Annotated in this window: 17 protein-coding genes; 14 read left to right on the plus strand and 3 right to left on the minus strand. The window is 68.3% G+C overall.

Annotation, left to right across the window (positions count from 1 at the left end):
• The first annotated feature begins 112 nt into the window (after nt 1–112).
• Nucleotides 113–595 carry a GNAT family N-acetyltransferase gene (locus ACGFH6_RS43310; RefSeq protein WP_393396940.1) on the plus strand — a complete coding sequence of 161 codons (483 nt, stop codon included), beginning with the start codon at nt 113–115 and terminating at the stop codon, nt 593–595.
• Here ACGFH6_RS43310 and ACGFH6_RS43315 read toward each other — a convergent pair.
• Entirely contained in the window at nt 592–2,172 is a 1,581-nt protein-coding gene (locus tag ACGFH6_RS43315; protein WP_393396942.1) for a GxGYxYP domain-containing protein, read from the minus strand. The genes ACGFH6_RS43310 and ACGFH6_RS43315 overlap by 4 nt on opposite strands.
• Before the next feature lie 89 nt (nt 2,173–2,261).
• Entirely contained in the window at nt 2,262–2,882 is a 621-nt protein-coding gene (locus ACGFH6_RS43320; protein WP_360451978.1) for an HAD-IA family hydrolase, read from the minus strand.
• Between the two features lie 121 nt (nt 2,883–3,003).
• On the opposite strand from ACGFH6_RS43320, the gene ACGFH6_RS43325 reads away from it, so the two are divergent.
• The 5 genes from ACGFH6_RS43325 to rpmB all read left to right on the plus strand — a co-directional run bounded on the left by ACGFH6_RS43325 (nt 3,004) and on the right by rpmB (nt 8,492).
• Nucleotides 3,004–4,287 (plus strand): ABC transporter substrate-binding protein, encoded by a 1,284-nt coding sequence (locus ACGFH6_RS43325; RefSeq protein WP_393396945.1) that lies wholly within the window; start codon nt 3,004–3,006, stop codon nt 4,285–4,287.
• A 1-nt stretch (nt 4,288) separates the two neighbouring features.
• On the plus strand, nt 4,289–5,356 hold the full coding sequence (locus ACGFH6_RS43330; protein ID WP_393396947.1) for a carbohydrate ABC transporter permease: 1,068 nt from the start codon (nt 4,289–4,291) through the stop codon (nt 5,354–5,356).
• Entirely contained in the window at nt 5,346–6,173 is an 828-nt protein-coding gene (locus ACGFH6_RS43335; protein WP_393396949.1) for a carbohydrate ABC transporter permease, read from the plus strand. The genes ACGFH6_RS43330 and ACGFH6_RS43335 overlap by 11 nt, the downstream gene beginning before the upstream one ends.
• 30 nt (nt 6,174–6,203) lie before the next feature.
• On the plus strand, nt 6,204–8,186 hold the full coding sequence (locus ACGFH6_RS43340; RefSeq protein WP_393396951.1) for an aldo/keto reductase: 1,983 nt from the start codon (nt 6,204–6,206) through the stop codon (nt 8,184–8,186).
• Nucleotides 8,187–8,270: 84 nt separating this feature from the next.
• Nucleotides 8,271–8,492 carry a 50S ribosomal protein L28 gene (rpmB, locus tag ACGFH6_RS43345; RefSeq protein WP_131355194.1) on the plus strand — a complete coding sequence of 74 codons (222 nt, stop codon included), beginning with the start codon at nt 8,271–8,273 and terminating at the stop codon, nt 8,490–8,492.
• 70 nt (nt 8,493–8,562) lie between these two features.
• Here the strand turns inward: rpmB and ACGFH6_RS43350 are convergent, their stop codons facing one another.
• Nucleotides 8,563–9,558: an SAM-dependent methyltransferase gene (locus ACGFH6_RS43350; RefSeq protein ID WP_393396954.1), complete on the minus strand. Its 996-nt coding sequence runs from the start codon at nt 9,556–9,558 to the stop codon at nt 8,563–8,565.
• Nucleotides 9,559–9,714: 156 nt separating this feature from the next.
• On the opposite strand from ACGFH6_RS43350, the gene ACGFH6_RS43355 reads away from it, so the two are divergent.
• The 8 genes from ACGFH6_RS43355 (at nt 9,715) to mutM (ending at nt 17,108) form a co-directional block, all read left to right on the plus strand.
• Nucleotides 9,715–11,334 (plus strand): DAK2 domain-containing protein, encoded by a 1,620-nt coding sequence (locus ACGFH6_RS43355; RefSeq protein WP_393396956.1) that lies wholly within the window; start codon nt 9,715–9,717, stop codon nt 11,332–11,334.
• Entirely contained in the window at nt 11,331–13,580 is a 2,250-nt protein-coding gene (recG, locus tag ACGFH6_RS43360; protein ID WP_393396958.1) for an ATP-dependent DNA helicase RecG, read from the plus strand. The genes ACGFH6_RS43355 and recG overlap by 4 nt, the downstream gene beginning before the upstream one ends.
• A complete protein-coding gene (rsmD, locus tag ACGFH6_RS43365; RefSeq protein ID WP_393396960.1) occupies nt 13,577–14,137 on the plus strand; it encodes a 16S rRNA (guanine(966)-N(2))-methyltransferase RsmD in 561 nt (186 codons plus the stop codon). The genes recG and rsmD overlap by 4 nt, the downstream gene beginning before the upstream one ends.
• Nucleotides 14,130–14,600: a pantetheine-phosphate adenylyltransferase gene (gene coaD, locus ACGFH6_RS43370; protein WP_393396963.1), complete on the plus strand. Its 471-nt coding sequence runs from the start codon at nt 14,130–14,132 to the stop codon at nt 14,598–14,600. The genes rsmD and coaD overlap by 8 nt, the downstream gene beginning before the upstream one ends.
• Nucleotides 14,601–14,730: 130 nt before the next feature.
• Nucleotides 14,731–15,246, plus strand: a complete 516-nt coding sequence (locus ACGFH6_RS43375) for a DUF177 domain-containing protein (protein ID WP_360451996.1) — start codon at nt 14,731–14,733, stop codon at nt 15,244–15,246.
• Nucleotides 15,247–15,313: 67 nt separating this feature from the next.
• Complete coding sequence (rpmF, locus tag ACGFH6_RS43380) at nt 15,314–15,505, plus strand: 50S ribosomal protein L32 (protein WP_131355175.1); 192 nt, start codon at nt 15,314–15,316, stop codon at nt 15,503–15,505.
• A gap of 15 nt (nt 15,506–15,520) precedes the next feature.
• Complete coding sequence (gene rnc, locus ACGFH6_RS43385; RefSeq protein ID WP_360451998.1) at nt 15,521–16,252, plus strand: ribonuclease III; 732 nt, start codon at nt 15,521–15,523, stop codon at nt 16,250–16,252.
• Nucleotide 16,253: 1 nt separating this feature from the next.
• The gene (mutM, locus tag ACGFH6_RS43390) at nt 16,254–17,108 is read left to right on the plus strand and encodes a bifunctional DNA-formamidopyrimidine glycosylase/DNA-(apurinic or apyrimidinic site) lyase (RefSeq protein ID WP_393396966.1); all 855 of its coding nucleotides are present in this window, start codon (nt 16,254–16,256) and stop codon (nt 17,106–17,108) included.
• Nucleotides 17,109–17,134 lie beyond the last annotated feature (26 nt).

Below are 17,134 nucleotides of genomic sequence, written 5' to 3' on the forward strand. Positions count from 1 at the left end.
ATGGAGTGTTTCGCCGCGGGACGTACTCGCCGCTGAAGGTCGACCCGTCGCAGCGCGAGCTGCGAGACGGGTCACGCGCGCCCGATTCCCTTCAGTGCGAGAGGCACACTTCATGTTCATTCGTTCGTACGTTGACTCTGACCTGCCCGGGCTCATCGAGTTCACGATCGAGACGTTCGGCCCGTTCTACGAGGACTCGTTCCGTCCGCTGGTCGGGGAGACGATCTTCGGCATCCAGCACGGCAACTGGCGCGACGACTACCACAAGCAGGTCGCCGGGCTGCATGATCCGGACCAGCACAAGTACGTCGCGATCGCCGAGGAGAGCGGCGTACTCGCCGGCTATGTGGCGTGGGCAGTCGAGCCCGATCGGCGGCATGGCGAGGTGACCATCCTCGCCGTCGCGGCTCAGCACCGCAGGGAGAACCTCGGCACCGCCCTGTGTGAGCACGCGTTCGACGGGATGCGAGGCCTGGGCGCGGAAGTCGTCGAGATCGGCACCGGCGGAGACGACTTCCACGCCCCCGCCCGTGCCCTCTACGAAAGCCTCGGCTGCGTCAAGCTCCCGGTCGCGGTCTACTACCGAACCCTCTAGGGGCGGGCGTACCGCCCGACCATCTTCACCAAGGTGTCCGGCGGAACGACCTTCACGTGCGGGTCGAGTCCGTCGACAACAGTCAGCACGTTGTCGACGGACTTGCTCCACGCGTGCCAGACGACCACCGAGTAGCCGGCCGTGGAGTGCGGGTTTCGCGTGGCCGCGTTGAGTTCGGCTGTCACCGAGGCCTCGTCGGCGCCGTCGAGCCCGTCCCAGAGCATCGTGCGGGCGGAGATGACCGGCTTGCCCTCGGACCAGACGACCTTGCCCTTCAGGCCGTCGTAGCGGGAGTACTCGAGGTAGATCAAGCCGTCGATCTCACGGCGCTTGAGGTACGACGACCACAGGCTGGTGTTCTCGAACGCGTCGAAGTCGATGATCTGTGCGACGGACAGATCTGCGCGGCCCATCGCCTCGGCCAGGGAAGCGGTGTGCTTGTCCAGTGCGGCAGCGGGGTAGCGGCTCGGGTACATGTAGCCGCCGCCCGACGGACCCACGACCCAGCGGTCCTTGCGCGACTGGTCGTAGTACCAGCGCATCACCGAGGGAGCGAGATCGATCAGCGACGGCGAGATGCCCCAGCCCAGGTCGACCTCCCCGCGCCGAGGACTCCCGAACCACCGCGGGTCGGTGGGGAAGTCCCCGAGCATCCACTGAATGTTGTCCCCATCGGTGATCAGGAAGGTCACGTAGTGGGCATTCGGGTCCGGTTCGAGGGCCCTCCCCCCACCCCCTCCGCTCTGCCTCAAGCGGTCTTCCCGGATGCCCGACAGCACTGACAGGTTGCGGGCGTGGTCGGCGGGCAACGCTTTGACGCCGGCTGCCGAGTTCACGCCGATGAAGGCGTCTTCGCCGTTCGACGCGTCGCCCCAGCCGATCACGGTGGCGTCGTCGTCGAGCGCGTCGACCACCTCGGCCCGGAAGTCCGAGTTGCCGTCGAAGAAGGCGAGCGTCCCGGCCATCGTCACGTAGTCCCGCAGTCGCTCCGGCCAGTCTCCCTTCTGCTCGATCGCGACGTCGTGCCGCAACCGTGGCCAGTAGTTGTCCAGCACCCAGCGGTCGTCCTTGTCCCGCACGTCCAGCACCTTGCGCAGTCCGTGCTGGATGGCGAGCGCCTCCAGGCTCTCCTCGACGGCCACCGCACCGGTCAGTCCGGAGAGCGTGGTCGCGACGTTGACCGACGGGGTGCCCGTTCGGAAGAGAACATATCCGTCGATGCCGGACCGGGTGACGGTTGTCCACAGGTCCCCGGGACGCGTGCGAACGCCGTACCGGGAGACGAGATCGTCCAGCCAGAGCTGGTAGCCCAGCGACGGGATGTTCAGGTACAGCGACTCGCCGCCGCGGCGGGCCAGCAGCCCCTGCAGCGTGGTCGCGAGCGTCCGCTCAGCGGGACTCAGCGAGTCCTCGGTCAGCACGTTCACGAGCCGCGGCCGCTGCCCCTTGGGGTACGCCGAAGCAGCGGACGCAGCAGCGAAGGAAGGCACAGCGACTGACGGAGCAAGGGACGCCAGGCCCAACCCCGCGGTCAGGCCGAGGGCGTGCCGGCGGGTGAGACGTCGTCGATCGGACATGCGGTGCCTCCAGGGAGCGGCTGGTGGACTGTCCTACGTTGTCATCTGCCCCGAGACCATGCCACAAGCCGTCACCGCCTCACAAGAGGTCAGCCCGGAATCGGCAACCCGTAACGGCGCAGCAGCCCCACCAACGTGTCCACCCCGGTCGACAGGTCGTACACCTCGGCATGCAGCCCGACGCTCGCTGCCCCCGCCACATTGGCTTCGTTGTCGTCGATGAACAGTACCGACGACGCCGGTACGTCGATCGCGGCCAGGATCGCCCGGAAGTACGCCGGATCCGGCTTGGCCAGCCCCAGGTCGCACGAGTAGAAGCTCTGGTCGAACCACTCGCCGTACCCGCGCTCGTCGTGCATGAGCGACCGCCGGTACGCCTGCTGGTTGGTCGCGAGGTGGCACCCGATCCCGGCGGCGCGCAGCTCCTGGATCAACGACACCACGGCCGGCTCCGCTTCGAACCAGTGCCACGGCTCGAGCGCCTCCTCCACCGTCGCGGTGGAGTTCCAGCGCTGCAGGACCTCGGCGAGTGCGTCCCGGAAGTCGACCTTGCCGACCAGGCTGGGCTTCTCCGCGGCCATCAGCTCGGCCAGAAAGGTCTCGCTGTCGGCGGGGACGAGGGAGTTCAGGCGGGCGAACCAGTCCTGGCTGGGGCGCTGGAGCACGCCGTCGGCGTCGAACAGGACGGCGGTGACAGAGGTCGTCGGCATGAATCCATCCTGTCAGCTCGGGGCCTTGACCGGTTCAGCTGGTATGCGCTTACCTTGTGGCTACGTAAACATATCTGGACACCTTCCGGCGAAAAACAACAGAAAGCGCCAGGTGAGGCGTATGAGTCTGAGCAGAAGGAAGTTCCTCGCGTTCGGTGCCGGCGCCGCGGCCGCGAGCACCGGTCTGAGCGGATGTGGCTCCCGAAGTTCGCTCGGCGGATCGGACGAGCTGAGCATGTGGACCTGGGTCGGATCGGTGAACGACGACCTGATCGGCCAGGCGGAGAAGGCGATCCCCGGGCACGACGGGCTGCGGCTGTCGATGACCCGGATCGGCAGCAACTACAAGACCAAGGTGCTGACCTCGCTGGCCGGCAAGTCGCTGGTCCCCGACATTGTCGCGATCAACGACGACGTGGCGACGTACTTCCCGAACGCCGACCAGTTCCACGACCTGTTCGAACTCGGCGCCAAGGAGCGCGAGAGCGAGTTCCTGCCCTGGAAATGGAAGCTCGGCGTCACGCCGGACAACAAGATGATGGCCTACCCGATGGACACCGGTCCGACGGCGCTGTTCTACCGCTCCGACGTCTTCAGCAAGGCCGGCATCGACATCGACCCCGCCGCGGTCGCCGGGCTCGCGCCGGACTGGGACACCTACATCGCGCTCGGCAAGAAGGTGAAGCAGGCCGTCCCCGGCTCGTCGATCACCGACAACATCAACAGCATCTTCAGCTACCGGATGGCGCAGCAGCCGAAGCGGTACATGACCGTGGACGGGCAGTACATCGGCGACCAGGACCACGTCCGGGAGGCGTTCGACCTCGCCATCCGCGTGGTCAAGGAAGGGCTGTCCGCCAACGCGCAGGACGGTTCGACCGACGCGGACGCGGTCGTGACGAACGGCAAGCTGGTCGCCTTCAACGCCGCCGTCTGGTGGGCCCAGCTCGGCCCGAAGAACGCGGCGCCTAAGACCAAGGGACTCTGGCGGGTGACGGCGGCTCCTGGTGGCGCCGGCAACCGCGGCGGGTCCTTCCTGGGCATCACGAAGTACTGCAAGAACCCCGAGGCCGCGTTCGCGTTCATCAGCTGGCTGGAGTCGGCGAAGAACCAGGCGCAGGCGTTCCTGGACCCGGTGCTGTTCCCGTCCACGCCGGCCAGCTACACCGACTCCCGGCTGGCCGCGCCGGATCCGTTCTTCGGCGGTCAGAAGATCGTCGAGGTGTTCGCGGAGTCGGCGACGAAGTACCCCGGCGCCTACTTCTCGCCGTACGACTCGATCATCGGTGCGCCGATCAGCGCCGAACTCGTGAACGTCGAAGTCGCCGGCAAGTCACCGGACCAGGCCTGGAACGACGCACAGCACCAAGTCGAGCGTGAACTGACCCGGGCGGGGGCGATCTGAGATGACTGCCACCAAAACGCTTCCCGCGACCGTCCGCAACACCGACACCACTACCGCCAAGCCGCCGGGCAAGTACCGCCAGGCGTTCCCGCAGTACGCCGCCGTCGCGCCGTTCTTCATCCTGTTCGCCATCTTCGGCGCCTTCCCGGTGCTGTTCTCGATCTGGATCTCGTTCCACGACTGGGACGGCATCGGGTCGATGACCTGGGTCGGCCTGCAGCAGTACAGCTACCTGCTCGGCGATCCGAAGTTCTGGCAGGCGATCGGCAACACACTGATCATCTGGGTGCTGTCGACCGTGCCGATGTTGCTGATCGCGCTCGTGATCGCCAACGCGTTGCACAACGCCACCCGGTTCCGCAGCTTCTACCGCATCGCCTACTTCATCCCCAACGTCACCTCGGTGGTCGCGGTCACCCTGGTGTTCGGATCGATCTTCAGCAACAACTTCGGCCTGCTGAACGCGTTCCTGCAGTCGGTCGGCCTGGGCAAGGTCGAATGGCTGACCCAGCCGTGGGGGATCAAGATCGCGATCGCCACCATCGTCACCTGGCGATGGGTCGGCTACAACGCGATCATCTTCCTGGCCGGCCTGCAGGCGATCTCGGCCGACGTGTACGAGGCGGCCAAGGTCGACGGCGCCAGCTCGCGCCAGGTTTTCTGGCGGATCACAGTGCCGATGCTGCGGCCGGTGATCCTGTTCACCGCGGTCACCTCGACCATCGGCGGACTGCAGATCTTCACCGAATCCCGGGTTCTGTTCGGTGACACCAACAACATCGGCGGCCCCGGCAACGCCGGTATGACGATCGTGTCCTACCTGTACCAGAGCGCGTTCATCAACAACCAGTTCGGGTACGGCGCCGCGATCGGCTGGGCGCTGTTCATCCTCATCGTGCTGTTCTCGATCATCAACTGGCGACTGATCGGCGGCCGGGACAACGAGCGGATCGCCCGTCGCGCCGCCCGCCGGGCCGAACGCAACATCGCCGCCCAGAAGGCCGCCCGGCAGGACGCACAGCAGGAGGAAGCGCAGCAGACCACGAAGGAGGCCGCCGATGTCCATTGAGCGCATCCGCACCACGATCGGGCACATCGTTTTGATGCTCGGCGTCGTGGTCTCGATCTTCCCGTTCTACTGGATGCTGGTGATGGCCTCGAACACCACACCGGACATCTTCAGCTACCCGCCGAAGCTGCTGATCGGCTCCCACCTGTTCGAGAACATGGGCAAGGTGCTCGACAACATCGACTTCTTCGGAGCGATGCTGCTCACCCTGATCGCCTCCCTCGGCGTCACCGTCCTGATCCTGTTCTTCGACTCGCTGGCGGCGTTCGCGTTCGCGAAGTACGAGTTCCCGGGCCGCAACCTGCTCTTCGCGGTGCTGCTGGCAACCTTCATGATCCCGACCCAGCTGTCGCTGGTGCCGCAGTTCGTCACACTCGCGGAGTTCGGCTGGATCGGGTCACTGAAGGCACTCATCATCCCGGGCGCGGCGAACGCGTTCGGCATCTTCTGGATGCGCCAGTACGCCGCCGGTGCGATCCCGGACGAACTCATCTCGGCCGCCAAGGTCGACGGGGCCGGCTTCTTCCGGCAGTACCTGACCGTCGGCCTGCCGGTCCTGCGGCCCGGCCTCGCGTTCCTCGGCATCTTCACCTTCATCAACGTCTGGAACGACTACCTGTGGCCGCTGATCGTGATGACCGACCCGAACCGGCTCACCCTGCAGGTCGCCCTGGACCAGCTCAACGGCATCTACGGCACCGACTACTCCATGGTCATGGCCGGCGCCCTGATGAGCGTCATACCGTTGATCGGGGTCTTCCTGATCGGCGGCCGGCACTTCATCTCCGACCTGGCCGCCGGCGCCATGAAATTCTGATCCACACCGACAACGAAAACGGGACACCTCTTGACTGACACCAAGCTCCGCTGGGGCATCCTCGGCACCGGGAACATCGCGTCCCGGTTCGCCAGCCAGGTGCCGACCTCGCCGACGAACGCGGTCGTCGCGGTCGGCAGCCGGTCGATCGACTCCGCCAACGCCTTCGCCGACAAGTGGGACATCGCCAACCGGCACGCGTCGTACGACGACCTGCTCGCCGACGAGACCGTGGACGCGGTGTACATCGCGACGCCGCACCCGATGCACGTCGAGTGGGCGATCAAGGCCGCCGAGGCCGGCAAGCACGTGCTGTGCGAGAAGCCGCTGGCCATCAACAAGGCCTGGGCCGAGGCGATGATCGAGGCCGCGGTACGCAACGACGTCTTCCTGATGGAGGCGTACATGTACCGCTGCCTGCCGCAGACCAAGCTGATCGCCCAGCTGGTCCGCGACGGCGAGCTCGGCACCGTCCACCAGATCCAGGCGACGTTCGCGTTCGCGTCGTCGTTCCGGCCGGAGTCGCGGATCTTCGCCGACGAGCTGGCCGGTGGCGGCATTCTCGACGTCGGCGGCTACCCGGTCTCGATGGCCCGGCTGATCGCGGGCGCGGCGACCGGTCAGCCGTTCGCCGACCCGGCCGCGGTGACCGCGGTCGGCACGGTCGGCGAAACAGGCGCCGACGAATGGACCGTGGCGACGCTGTTCTTCGACGGCGGTGTGACCGCGCAGGTGAGCACCGGCGTGCGGCTCCGGGACCAGAACCAGGTCCGCATCTTCGGCAGCAAGGGCTACCTGGTGGTCGAGGACCCGTGGTTCGGTGGCGACGGCAAGCCGACCCACGTCACCCTGCACAAGGTGGGGGAGGAGCCGCGGGACATCTCCGCGGACGCGGCGCTCATCTACGCCGCCGAGGCCGAGGCGGTCGCGCGGGCGATCGAGCAACGGCAGGCACCGGAGATGAGCTGGGCCGACACCCTCGGCAACCTGACCGTCCAGGACGCGTGGCGGGCGGCGATCGGGCAGCAGTACGCGAGCGAGCGGGACGACGCCAAGATCCCGACCGCCACCGGCCGCCCGCTGGCCAAGCGCGCCGACGCCCCGATGATCTACGGCAAGGTGCCCGGGCTCGACAAGCCGGTCTCCCGGCTCGTGATGGGCGTCGACAACCAGCAGACGCTCACCCACGCCGCGGTGGTCTTCGACGACTTCGTCGAGCGTGGCGGGACGACGTTCGACACCGCCTACATCTACGGCGGCGGCCGCGGCGAGAAGCTGCTCGGTCAGTGGATCACGTCCCGCGGCAACCGCGACGAGATCGTTGTCATTGGCAAGGGTGCGCACACGCCGCACTGCGATCCGGAGTCGATCACCCGGCAGCTGCACGAGAGCCTCGAGCGGCTGCAGACCGACCACGTCGACCTCTACATGATGCACCGCGACAACGAGGAGATTCCGGTCTCGGAGTTCGTCGACGTCCTCGACGAGCACTTCAAGGCCGGCCGGATCAAGGCGTACGGCGGCTCCAACTGGTCGCTGCCGCGGTTCGACGAGGCCAACGCGTACGCCGAGGCCAACGGCAAGCAGCCGTTCACGCTGCTCAGCAACCACCTCAGCCTCGCGCGGGCGTACGACGTACCGTGGAAGGGCTGCCGGCACGTCTCCGACGACGAGTCGCAGGCGTGGCTGCGGGAGCGGCAGGTCGCGCTGTTCCCGTGGTCGAGCCAGGCGCGCGGGTTCTTCACCGGGCGGGCGAAGCCGGAGGATCGGTCGGACGAGGAACTGGTGCGCTGTTTCTACTCCGACGAGAACTTCCGTAGGCTCGACCGGGCGCGGGAGCTGGCGGCTGCCAAGGGAGTCGAGCCGACGGCGATCGCGCTGGCCTGGCTGCTGCACCAGCCGTACCCGGTGTTCCCGCTGATCGGGCCGCGGCACGTCAGCGAGACCCGGACCTCGACACCGGGGCTGTCGGTCACCCTCACGGACGAGGAAGTGGCCTACCTCACTGCCTGATCGGCGAGTGTGGACCGAATTGGTCGTGCGTCAGGCCGCATGTAACATGGTCTGTCGGTGTCACGACCCTGAACACGGAGAATCATGTCTAAGAAGTGCGATGTCTGCGGCAAGCAGCCGACGTTCGGCAACAACGTTGCCCGCCTGGGTAAGGGCGCGATGATCCGTCGGGTCAAGGCTCGTACGCCGCGGCGGTTCAACCCCAACATCCAGCCGGTCCGGGCGCTCATCAAGGGCACCCCGACCCGCCTGAAGGTCTGCACGTCCTGCATCAAGGCCGGCAAGGTCCAGCGCGTCGTCGGCTGACCCCAGCTTTCTCCGTTGTAGGGCCTGAAACAGGCGCCCGGGATCACCCGGGCGCCTCTTTCGCGTCTTCTCAGACCTTGCGGGCCACGACGGTGATCTCGTTGCGGTTGTGGTGCAGTTGCCGGGCGTGCAGTACGTCGTACTGCCGGCGCAGGACGTCGATACCGCGCCGGACGCCGTCGAGCGGGTTCTTCCCGCCGCCCTTCAGCGTGACGATCGCGAGTCCGCCGCGGCGCAGGTGCGCCGCCGCGTCGACCATCATCCGGGCGCTCATCACCTGATCCATCCGCATGTCGTTCACCACCACGTCGAACCGCACCCGGTTCTCCGCGAAGAACCGCCCGGCCGTCGTGGCCGCGTGATGGATCCCGCGGTCACGCTGCAGCCGCTGATCCAGCGAGCCGGGGTCCACCGACCACACCTCCTGCCCGTGCTGCCGCAGGATCCGCGTCCACCCGCCCGGCGACGCGCCCAGGTCGACCGCCTTCCCACCCGGCGGAAGCTCCAGCCCGAAGGTCGCGATCGCCTCCTCCAACTTGAACTCCGACCGCGACACCCGCTCCTCACCCCGAGCCAACCGCATCCGCCCACCCGGCCAGTCCGACAGGCTGTCCACGAGCCGGTTGAGGCCGAGCAGGATGCTTCGCCGGCCGACGAAGCAGGACACGACCACGTCCTGGCCGGAGCGGGTCACGGTCACTCCGCGCTCGGTGAGGGCCTGCTCGAGCCGGTGGTAGTACGACCCGCCGGTGCCTGCGCCGTCGGTCCAGGCCTGCACCGCGAGCGCTTTCGGGTAGTCGGGCAGGGCGCTGAGCACGAGCTCGGCCAGCTCGTAGTCCGGGGGCAGCTCGTCGAAGCCGGCGATCTCGGTGGTCAGATGCCGGACGAAGACGATCCGCCCGGCATCGCACGCAGCCGCGAGCTCGCTCACCGGCGGGCCGCCGTCGACGACGCGGCCGAGGTCGCCGCTGACCCGCTCGACCCGCACGTCCCGGCCGAACTCGGCCCGGATCTCCCGCACCGCCCACTCGTAACTGTCGGCAGCCACCGAGAACAACACACTCACCCCCGAACCCTAGCCGTCTGTCCGCGTGCAGAACGACAGGACGTAGACACCTACGTAGATGCCCTCGCACGCCTGACGAGGTGGCGCCGGGAGCCCCGATGGCGGGACACCTCCTGTCCTTCTGTACGCGCGGGCCCGTGTCGCTAGGGTTTGGGCGTGGAGGAACTGACGGTCGAGGTGTTGCGGGCCTGGGCTCGGACGGCGTTGGTCGAGTTGGGACGGGCGCGGACCGAGATCGACGAGCTGAACGTGTACCCGGTGCCGGACGGCGACACGGGCACGAACCTCTACCTGACCTGGGAGGCCGCCTGCGACGCGCTGCCCGCCGGAGAGCTGACCTTCGCCGAAGCCATCCAGGCGTTCGGTCGCGGCGCGTTGCTCGGCGCCCGAGGCAACTCCGGCGTCATCACCTCCCAGCTGATCCGCGCCTGCGGCCTCCGCCTCGCCGAGAACCTCCCGCGTGACCAGGCCGCCGATGACAACGCCGTACTGGCCGACCCCCGGATGAGCGAGCCGGCCGCGTTCGCGGATGCCCTGCAGTACGCCGCCGATGCCGCCTACGGTGCGGTCGCGCAACCGGTCGAGGGGACCATGCTGACCGTGGCCCGGGCTGCGGCGACCGGAGCGATCACGGCCGCGAACGACGGGAAGAGCCTGGCGGACGTCTGCCTGGCCGCCGTCGCATCCGCCCGGCAGGCGCTCACCAGGACGACCGAGCAGCTCGACGTACTGCGGCGTGCGGGCGTCGTGGATGCCGGGGGAGCTGGCCTCGTGGTGATCCTCGGTGCGATGGAGTCGGTGCTCACCGGGCGGATCGTCCGGGTCGAGGTACCGGCCCGGGTCGAGCCTCAAGGTGAGAACGCCGAGAGCCAGGACGGGCCGGCGTACGAGGTGATGTACCTGCTGGACGCACCGGACGACAAGGTCGCCGACTTCCGGCAGACCCTGGCCGGTCTCGGCGACTCGGTCGTCGTGGTCGGCGGTGACGGGTTGTGGAACGTCCACGTCCACACCGACGACGTGGGCGCCGCGATCGAGCACGGCATCGACATCGGTCGGCCGCACCGGATCCGGGTCACCCACTTCGCCGACCAGGCCCACCACGAACCGCCGCCGGGCCGCGCGGTGATCGCGGTCGTCGCCGGTGACGGGCTCGCGGACCTGTTCACCGAGGCCGGGGCGCAGGTCATCATCGGCGGTCCGGGACGGCGGTGCTCGACCGGGGAACTGCTGCGCGCGATGGAGAAGTCGAAGGCGCCCGAGATCGTGCTGCTGCCCAACGACAGCGACTCGCTCGCGGTCGCCGAGGCCGCCGCGACCGCGGCCCGCCAGGACGGGATCCGGGTCGCCGTGATCCCGACCCGGGCCCAGGTCCAGGGGCTGGCGGCGATCGCCGTCCACGACCCCGACCGCAGCTTCGACGACGACGTCGTACACCTCTCGGCGGCGGCCGGGCAGACCCGCCACGGCGCCGTCACGATCGCGGTGAAGGACGCGTGGACGATGGCCGGTATGTGCCGGGTCGGCGACGCGCTGGGCGTGGTCGACGGCGATTTCGCGCTGATCACCGAGGATCTGGAGGAGGCGGCGTTCGCCGTGGTCGACCGGCTGCTCGGCGGCGGAGGCGAGCTGCTCACCATCGTCACCGGCCGGGACGCGGACCCCGCTCTGGCGGCGGCGCTGGAGCGGCACGTGCGGCGGAACCGCAAAGATGTCGACGTCGTGGTGTACGACGGAGGGCAGGACAGGTACCCGCTGCTGATCGGGGTGGAATGACAACGGATATGGACAGGAAGGTCCGCGACTTCCTCGGTGCCAGGACGGCGAAGATCTTCGCGGACGTACTCGCCATCGAGACCGTCGGCGACCTGCTGCGGCACTACCCGCGCCGGTACCTGAAGAAGGGTGAGCTGACCCCCTTCGACGAGCTCGAGGTGGGTGACCAGGCGACCGTCAACGGCCGGGTCAAGAAGGTCACCGTGCGGTCGCTGGACACCAAGGCCGAGATCCCGCTCACCGACGTACAGAAGTGGGCCCGGCGCAAGACCCTGACCAAGGTCGTGGTCACCGACGGACGGCGCGACCTGGAGCTGGCCTTCTTCAACCAGCCCTGGCTGGCGACCAAGCTGACGCCGGGGACGGCCGCCCTGTTCTGGGGCGAGGTGACGATGTTCCGCGACATCATGCAGCTGAAGAGCCCGGGCACCGAGATCCTCGACGAGGAGGACTTGTCCGAGGCCGAGATCGAACGCCGGGCCCGGCCGTTCCGGCCGCTCTACCCGGCCACCGCGAAGTTGCCGACCGCAACGATCGAGCGAAGCGTGAAGATCGTCCTGGACAGCCTGGACGAGAATCTCGACGACCCGGTCCCGGAGCTGATCCTGCGCAAGGAGAAGCTGCTCAGCCTGCGCGAGGCCCTGCAGAAGGTGCATCTGCCGGACGCCGAGAAGGACATCCGCGACGCGCAGCACCGGTTCCGGTTCGAGGAAGCCCTGGTGATGCAGACGATCCTGGCCCAGCGCCGGGCCGTCACCGACGCGCTGAACGCGATCCCGCGGCCGCGGACCGAGGGCGGGATGCTGGACGAGTTCGACCAGCGGCTGCCGTTCGAGCTCACCGCCGGCCAGGCCGAGGTCGGCGAGGAGATCTTCGCCGACCTGGCCCGGCCGCACCCGATGCACCGGCTGCTCCAGGGCGAGGTCGGCTCCGGCAAGACCGTGGTCGCGCTACGGGCGATGTTGTCCGTGGTCGACTCCGGCGGTCAGGCCGTGCTGCTGGCTCCGACCGAGGTGCTCGCCACCCAGCACCACAAGACACTGACCAAGATGCTCGGCGATCTGGCCGAGGAGGGCATGCTCGGCGGCGCGGAGCGGGCCACCCGGGTGGGGTTGCTCACCGGTTCCCTGGGCGCGGCGGCCCGTCGTGCGGCGATGCTCGACGCGGCCAGTGGCGCCGCGGGGATCGTGGTCGGGACGCACGCGCTGCTCGAGGACAAGGTGCAGTTCGCCGATCTCGGGCTCGTGGTGGTCGACGAGCAGCACCGGTTCGGGGTCGAGCAACGGGCGGCGCTGAGTCAGAAGTCCGGCGAGAACACTCCGCACGTGCTGGTGATGACGGCGACACCCATCCCGCGGACCGTGGCGATGACGGTGTTCGGCGACCTCTCCGTCTCGACGCTGACCGAGCTCCCGGCCGGACGCTCGCCGATCCAGTCGTCCGTGGTCCCGGCGAAGGAGAAGCCGGACTGGCTGCAGCGGGCCTGGGCCCGGGTCCGCGAGGAGGTCGGCAAGGGCCATCAGGCGTACGTGGTGTGCCCGCGGATCGGTGACGACGTGAAGAACGCGGCCGACGAGGAAGGTGAGTTCGTCGCCGGCGAGGAGGACAAGGGCGGCGGGAAGAAGCAGCAGGCGCGGCCGCCGATCTCGGTCCTGCAGGTGGCCGAGGCGCTGGCCGAGATCCTGCACGACCTGCGGGTGGAGATCCTGCACGGCCGGCTGCCGGCCGAGGAGAAGGACGCGGTGATGTCGCGGTTCGCGGCCGGTGAGGTCGACGTACTGATCGCGACCACGGTGATCGAGGTCGGCGTCGACGTACCGAACGCGTCGACGATGGTGATCATGGACGCCGACCGGTTCGGCATCTCCCAGCTGCACCAGCTGCGCGGCCGAGTAGGTCGGGGCAGGGTGCCGGGGCTGTGCCTGCTGGTGACGGATCTGTGGGCGGGCTCGAAGTCGTACGGGCGTCTGGAGGCGGTCGCATCGACGACGGACGGGTTCGAGCTGTCGCGGATCGACCTCGAGACCCGGCGTGAGGGTGACGTGCTGGGAGTTGCGCAGTCGGGTCGGCGGAGCAGTCTGAAGCTGCTGAGCGTGCTGCGGGACGAGGACATCATCCTCGCCGCCCGGCACGTGGCGAACTCGATCGTCTCGGTCGACGCCGAACTGGCCGAGTACCCGGCGCTCCGGTCGTTCGTGCGGAGCGCGCTGGAGTCGGAGACGACCGAGTACCTGGAGAAGACGTGAGCCGGATCGTCGGGGGAGCGGCCGGCGGGCGGCGGATCGCCGTTCCTCCGGGGAGCGGTACGCGGCCGACCGCAGACCGGGTCCGGGAGGCGCTGTTCTCGTCGCTGGAGTCCGAGTTCGGCAGCCTTCACGGGCTCGCGGTGCTCGACCTGTACGCCGGATCGGGCGCGATCGGACTCGAGGCGCTGTCCCGGGGAGCGGTGCGCGCGGTCCTGGTGGAGTCGGACCGGAGGGCGGCCGAGGTGATCGCGGCCAACATCAAGGCCGTGGGCCTGCCCGGCGCGACCGTGCTGACCCGTCCGGTGGAGAAGGTGACGGCGGGGGAGAGCCCCGCGGTCTTCGACCTGGTGTTCGCGGACCCGCCGTACAAGCTGGAGACGGAGGAGTTGCAGGACGTGCTGACCGGCCTGGCCGCGAACGGGTGGCTGGCCGACGACGCGGTCGTCGTGGTCGAGCGCGGCAAGCGGGAGCCGTGGGAGTGGCCGGAAGGTTTCGCCGCGCTGCGGGACCGCAAGTACGGCGAGGCCCGGCTTTGGTACGGTCACCGCCATGAGTAGGGCGGTCTTCCCCGGCACCTTCGACCCGCCGACGATCGGGCATCTGGACATTGTCACCCGGGCGGCCGCCGCTTTCGACGAGGTGATCGTCGCGGCCGGCGTGAACCAGTCCAAGAACCGGCTGTTCAGCCCCGACGAGCGGGTGGAGATGCTGACCGAGCTCGCCGCGCCGTTCGCCAACGTGCGGATCGGGACCTTCGAGGGGCTGCTGGTCGACTACTGCCGGGCCGAGGACGCCGGCGTGATCGTGAAGGGCCTGCGGTCGGCGGCCGACTACGACTACGAACTGCAGATGGCCCAGCTCAACCGCGCGATGACCGGGGTCGACACGCTGTTCATGCCGACCCGGGCGGAGAACGCTTTCATCTCCTCCAGCTGGGTCAAGGAGATCGCCCGCCTGGGCGGGGACGTGAGCTCCTTCGTGACGCCGGCTGTTCACTCCCGGTTACTGGCGAAGTTGTAGATGTACCCCGAATTGGGCGACTGGCCGCGGAGTTGGTAATCTAGACAACCGGTCTCGACGAGACCGAGATTTTGCCTTGCCCACGCCTGAGAGGAATGTCCTGAGCGTCTTGGACCCGCGGTCCCCACTCGTGATCGACACGCACGAGCTGACACGCCGCGCCGGGTCCCAGCGCGAGGTCACCTTCACGGCACCGGCTCCGGCGGATCTCGGAATCGACGTGATCGGCGTCCCCGAGGGCGACCCGATCCAGTTCGATCTACGGCTGGAATCGGTCGTCGAAGGGGTCCTCGTCACCGGGACGGCCCGCGGCCGACTGGTCGGGGAGTGCGCGCGGTGCCTGGTCGATATCGAGGACGAGTTCCTCGCTGACGTCCAGGAGCTGTACGTCTACCCGGAAAGCGAAGCCGAACCCGACGAGGCCAGCCGGATGGAGGGCGATCTGATCGACCTCGAGCCGGTGCTGAGGGACCAGGTGGTGCTCGCGCTGCCGTTCCAGCCCTTGTGTACGGACGACTGTCCGGGCCTGTGCCCCGAGTGTGGGGTACGCCTGGCGGACGAGCCCGGCCACAAGCACGAGGACGGTACCGACCCACGCTGGGCAGCCCTCGGCGGACTGCTCCAGAACGACCAGCACGACAACTAGATACCGAATACACGTCAGCCAGCCGGCCGGGTCCACAAGCCCCCGGCCGAACCGAGGAGTCATAACCGTGGCCGTTCCGAAGCGGAAGATGTCGCGCAGCAACACCCGCAACCGCCGGGCCCAGTGGAAGACCACTGCCCCGTCGCTGGTCACCTGCGTGAACCCCGCCTGCCGCGCGAAGCACCTGCAGCACACCGTTTGCCCCACCTGCGGCCAGTACGGCGCCAAGGGCGAGCGCCGCCAGGTCGTCGAGAGCTAAGCGACACCTCACCCAGTGAATTCGGTCAACGAGACGGGGCTCTACGCCGAGCTGAACCAGCGGCTCGGCGTATCGCTGGCTGACGAACTACTGGAGCACGCCTTCACCCACCGCTCGTACGCGTACGAGAACGGCGGGCTGCCGACGAACGAGCGGCTGGAGTTCCTCGGGGACTCCGTGCTCGGCGTCATCGTCACGGAGTCGCTGTTCCGCAATCACCCGGACCTGTCCGAGGGCAGGCTGGCCAAGCTGCGCGCCGCGGTGGTGAACATGCGCGCGCTCGCGGGTGTCGCCCGCGACCTCAAGCTGGGCAAGTACCTGCGGCTCGGCCGCGGCGAGGAAGCGACCGGAGGCCGGGACAAGTCGTCGATCCTGGCCGACTGTGTCGAGGCACTGATCGGTGCCGTCTACCTGGATCGCGGCTTCGAGACCGCCGGACAGGTCGTGCACAGGCTGTTCGACGACCTGATGGAGTCCTCGGCCCGGCTCGGCGCCGGCCTGGACTGGAAGACCTCGCTGCAGGAACTGGTCGCGCAACTGGGCGTCGGCGTGCCGGAGTACGTGATCGCCGAGTCCGGACCGGACCACGCCAAGACGTTCGAGGCTCGGGTCCGGATCGGTTCCGACACGTACGGTCACGGCATCGGCCGGAGCAAGAAGGAAGCCGAGCAGCAGGCCGCGGAGACCGCCTGGAAGGCGCTCCGGGCCGCCCACCCCGACAGCACCGACCCCTCCCAGCAGCCCTGAGGTGCCTGAGCTTCCTGAGGTAGAGGTCGTACGCCGGGGTCTGGCGGAGTTCACCACCGGCCGGACCATCGACGCGGTCGAGGTCCTGCATCCCCGCCCGGTACGGCGTCACGCCGCCGGGCCGGACGATTTCGTCGCCCGGCTGAAGGGGCAGGTGTTCGCCGAGCCGGCCCGGCGCGGGAAATACCTGTGGCTCCCGCTGGAGTCCGGGGACGCGGTGCTGACCCATCTCGGGATGAGCGGGCAGTTCCGGGTGCAGCCGGTCGGCGCGCCGGACGAGTCCCATCTGCGGGTCCGGTTCCGGTTCGCCGACGACGGCGGAGAGGTCCGGTTTGTGGACCAGCGGATGTTCGGTGGTCTGTCCTATTCCGAGGGTGGTGCGGAACTGCCGCCGGAAATCGCGCACATCGCCCGCGACCCGTTCGATCCTCTGTTCGATCCGGACGTCTTCGTGGCCGCGGTCCGGCGCCGCAAGACCGGCCTCAAACGGGCCTTGCTGGACCAGACCGTCATCAGCGGAGTGGGCAATATCTACGCAGATGAAGCGTTGTGGCGGTCAAAAATGCACTACGCCCGGGCGACGGAAACGCTGAAACCCTTACAAATAAGGGAGATCCTGCGTCACGCCCATGAGGTGATGGCGGAGGCGCTGACCGTCGGCGGGACCAGCTTCGATGCCCTGTATGTCAACGTGAACGGGGAATCCGGGTACTTCGAGCGTGGCCTGAACGTCTACGGACAAGAGGGTTCGCCGTGTCCGCGCGACGGGCGGCCGATCCGTCGCGAGCCGTTCATGAACCGTTCGTCGTACCGGTGCCCGAAATGTCAGCCGATCCCTCGCCATGTCCGCTGGTGAGCGAGGTATCGTTAATAAACGTGGCC

Origin of the sequence: Kribbella sp. NPDC049227, from assembly GCF_043197265.1 — a bacterium.
GTDB lineage: Bacteria > Actinomycetota > Actinomycetes > Propionibacteriales > Kribbellaceae > Kribbella.

Bases quoted from the DNA above. Each gene is read 5' to 3' on its own strand.
- ACGFH6_RS43310 (WP_393396940.1), top strand. From the start codon at position 113: ATGTTCATTCGTTCGTACGTTGACTCTGACCTGCCCGGGCTCATCGAG.
- ACGFH6_RS43315 (WP_393396942.1), bottom strand. From the start codon at position 2,172: ATGTCCGATCGACGACGTCTCACCCGCCGGCACGCCCTCGGCCTGACC.
- ACGFH6_RS43320 (WP_360451978.1), bottom strand. From the start codon at position 2,882: ATGCCGACGACCTCTGTCACCGCCGTCCTGTTCGACGCCGACGGCGTG.
- ACGFH6_RS43325 (WP_393396945.1), top strand. From the start codon at position 3,004: ATGAGTCTGAGCAGAAGGAAGTTCCTCGCGTTCGGTGCCGGCGCCGCG.
- ACGFH6_RS43330 (WP_393396947.1), top strand. From the start codon at position 4,289: ATGACTGCCACCAAAACGCTTCCCGCGACCGTCCGCAACACCGACACC.
- ACGFH6_RS43335 (WP_393396949.1), top strand. From the start codon at position 5,346: ATGTCCATTGAGCGCATCCGCACCACGATCGGGCACATCGTTTTGATG.
- rpmB (WP_131355194.1), top strand. From the start codon at position 8,271: ATGTCTAAGAAGTGCGATGTCTGCGGCAAGCAGCCGACGTTCGGCAAC.
- recG (WP_393396958.1), top strand. From the start codon at position 11,331: ATGACAACGGATATGGACAGGAAGGTCCGCGACTTCCTCGGTGCCAGG.
- coaD (WP_393396963.1), top strand. From the start codon at position 14,130: ATGAGTAGGGCGGTCTTCCCCGGCACCTTCGACCCGCCGACGATCGGG.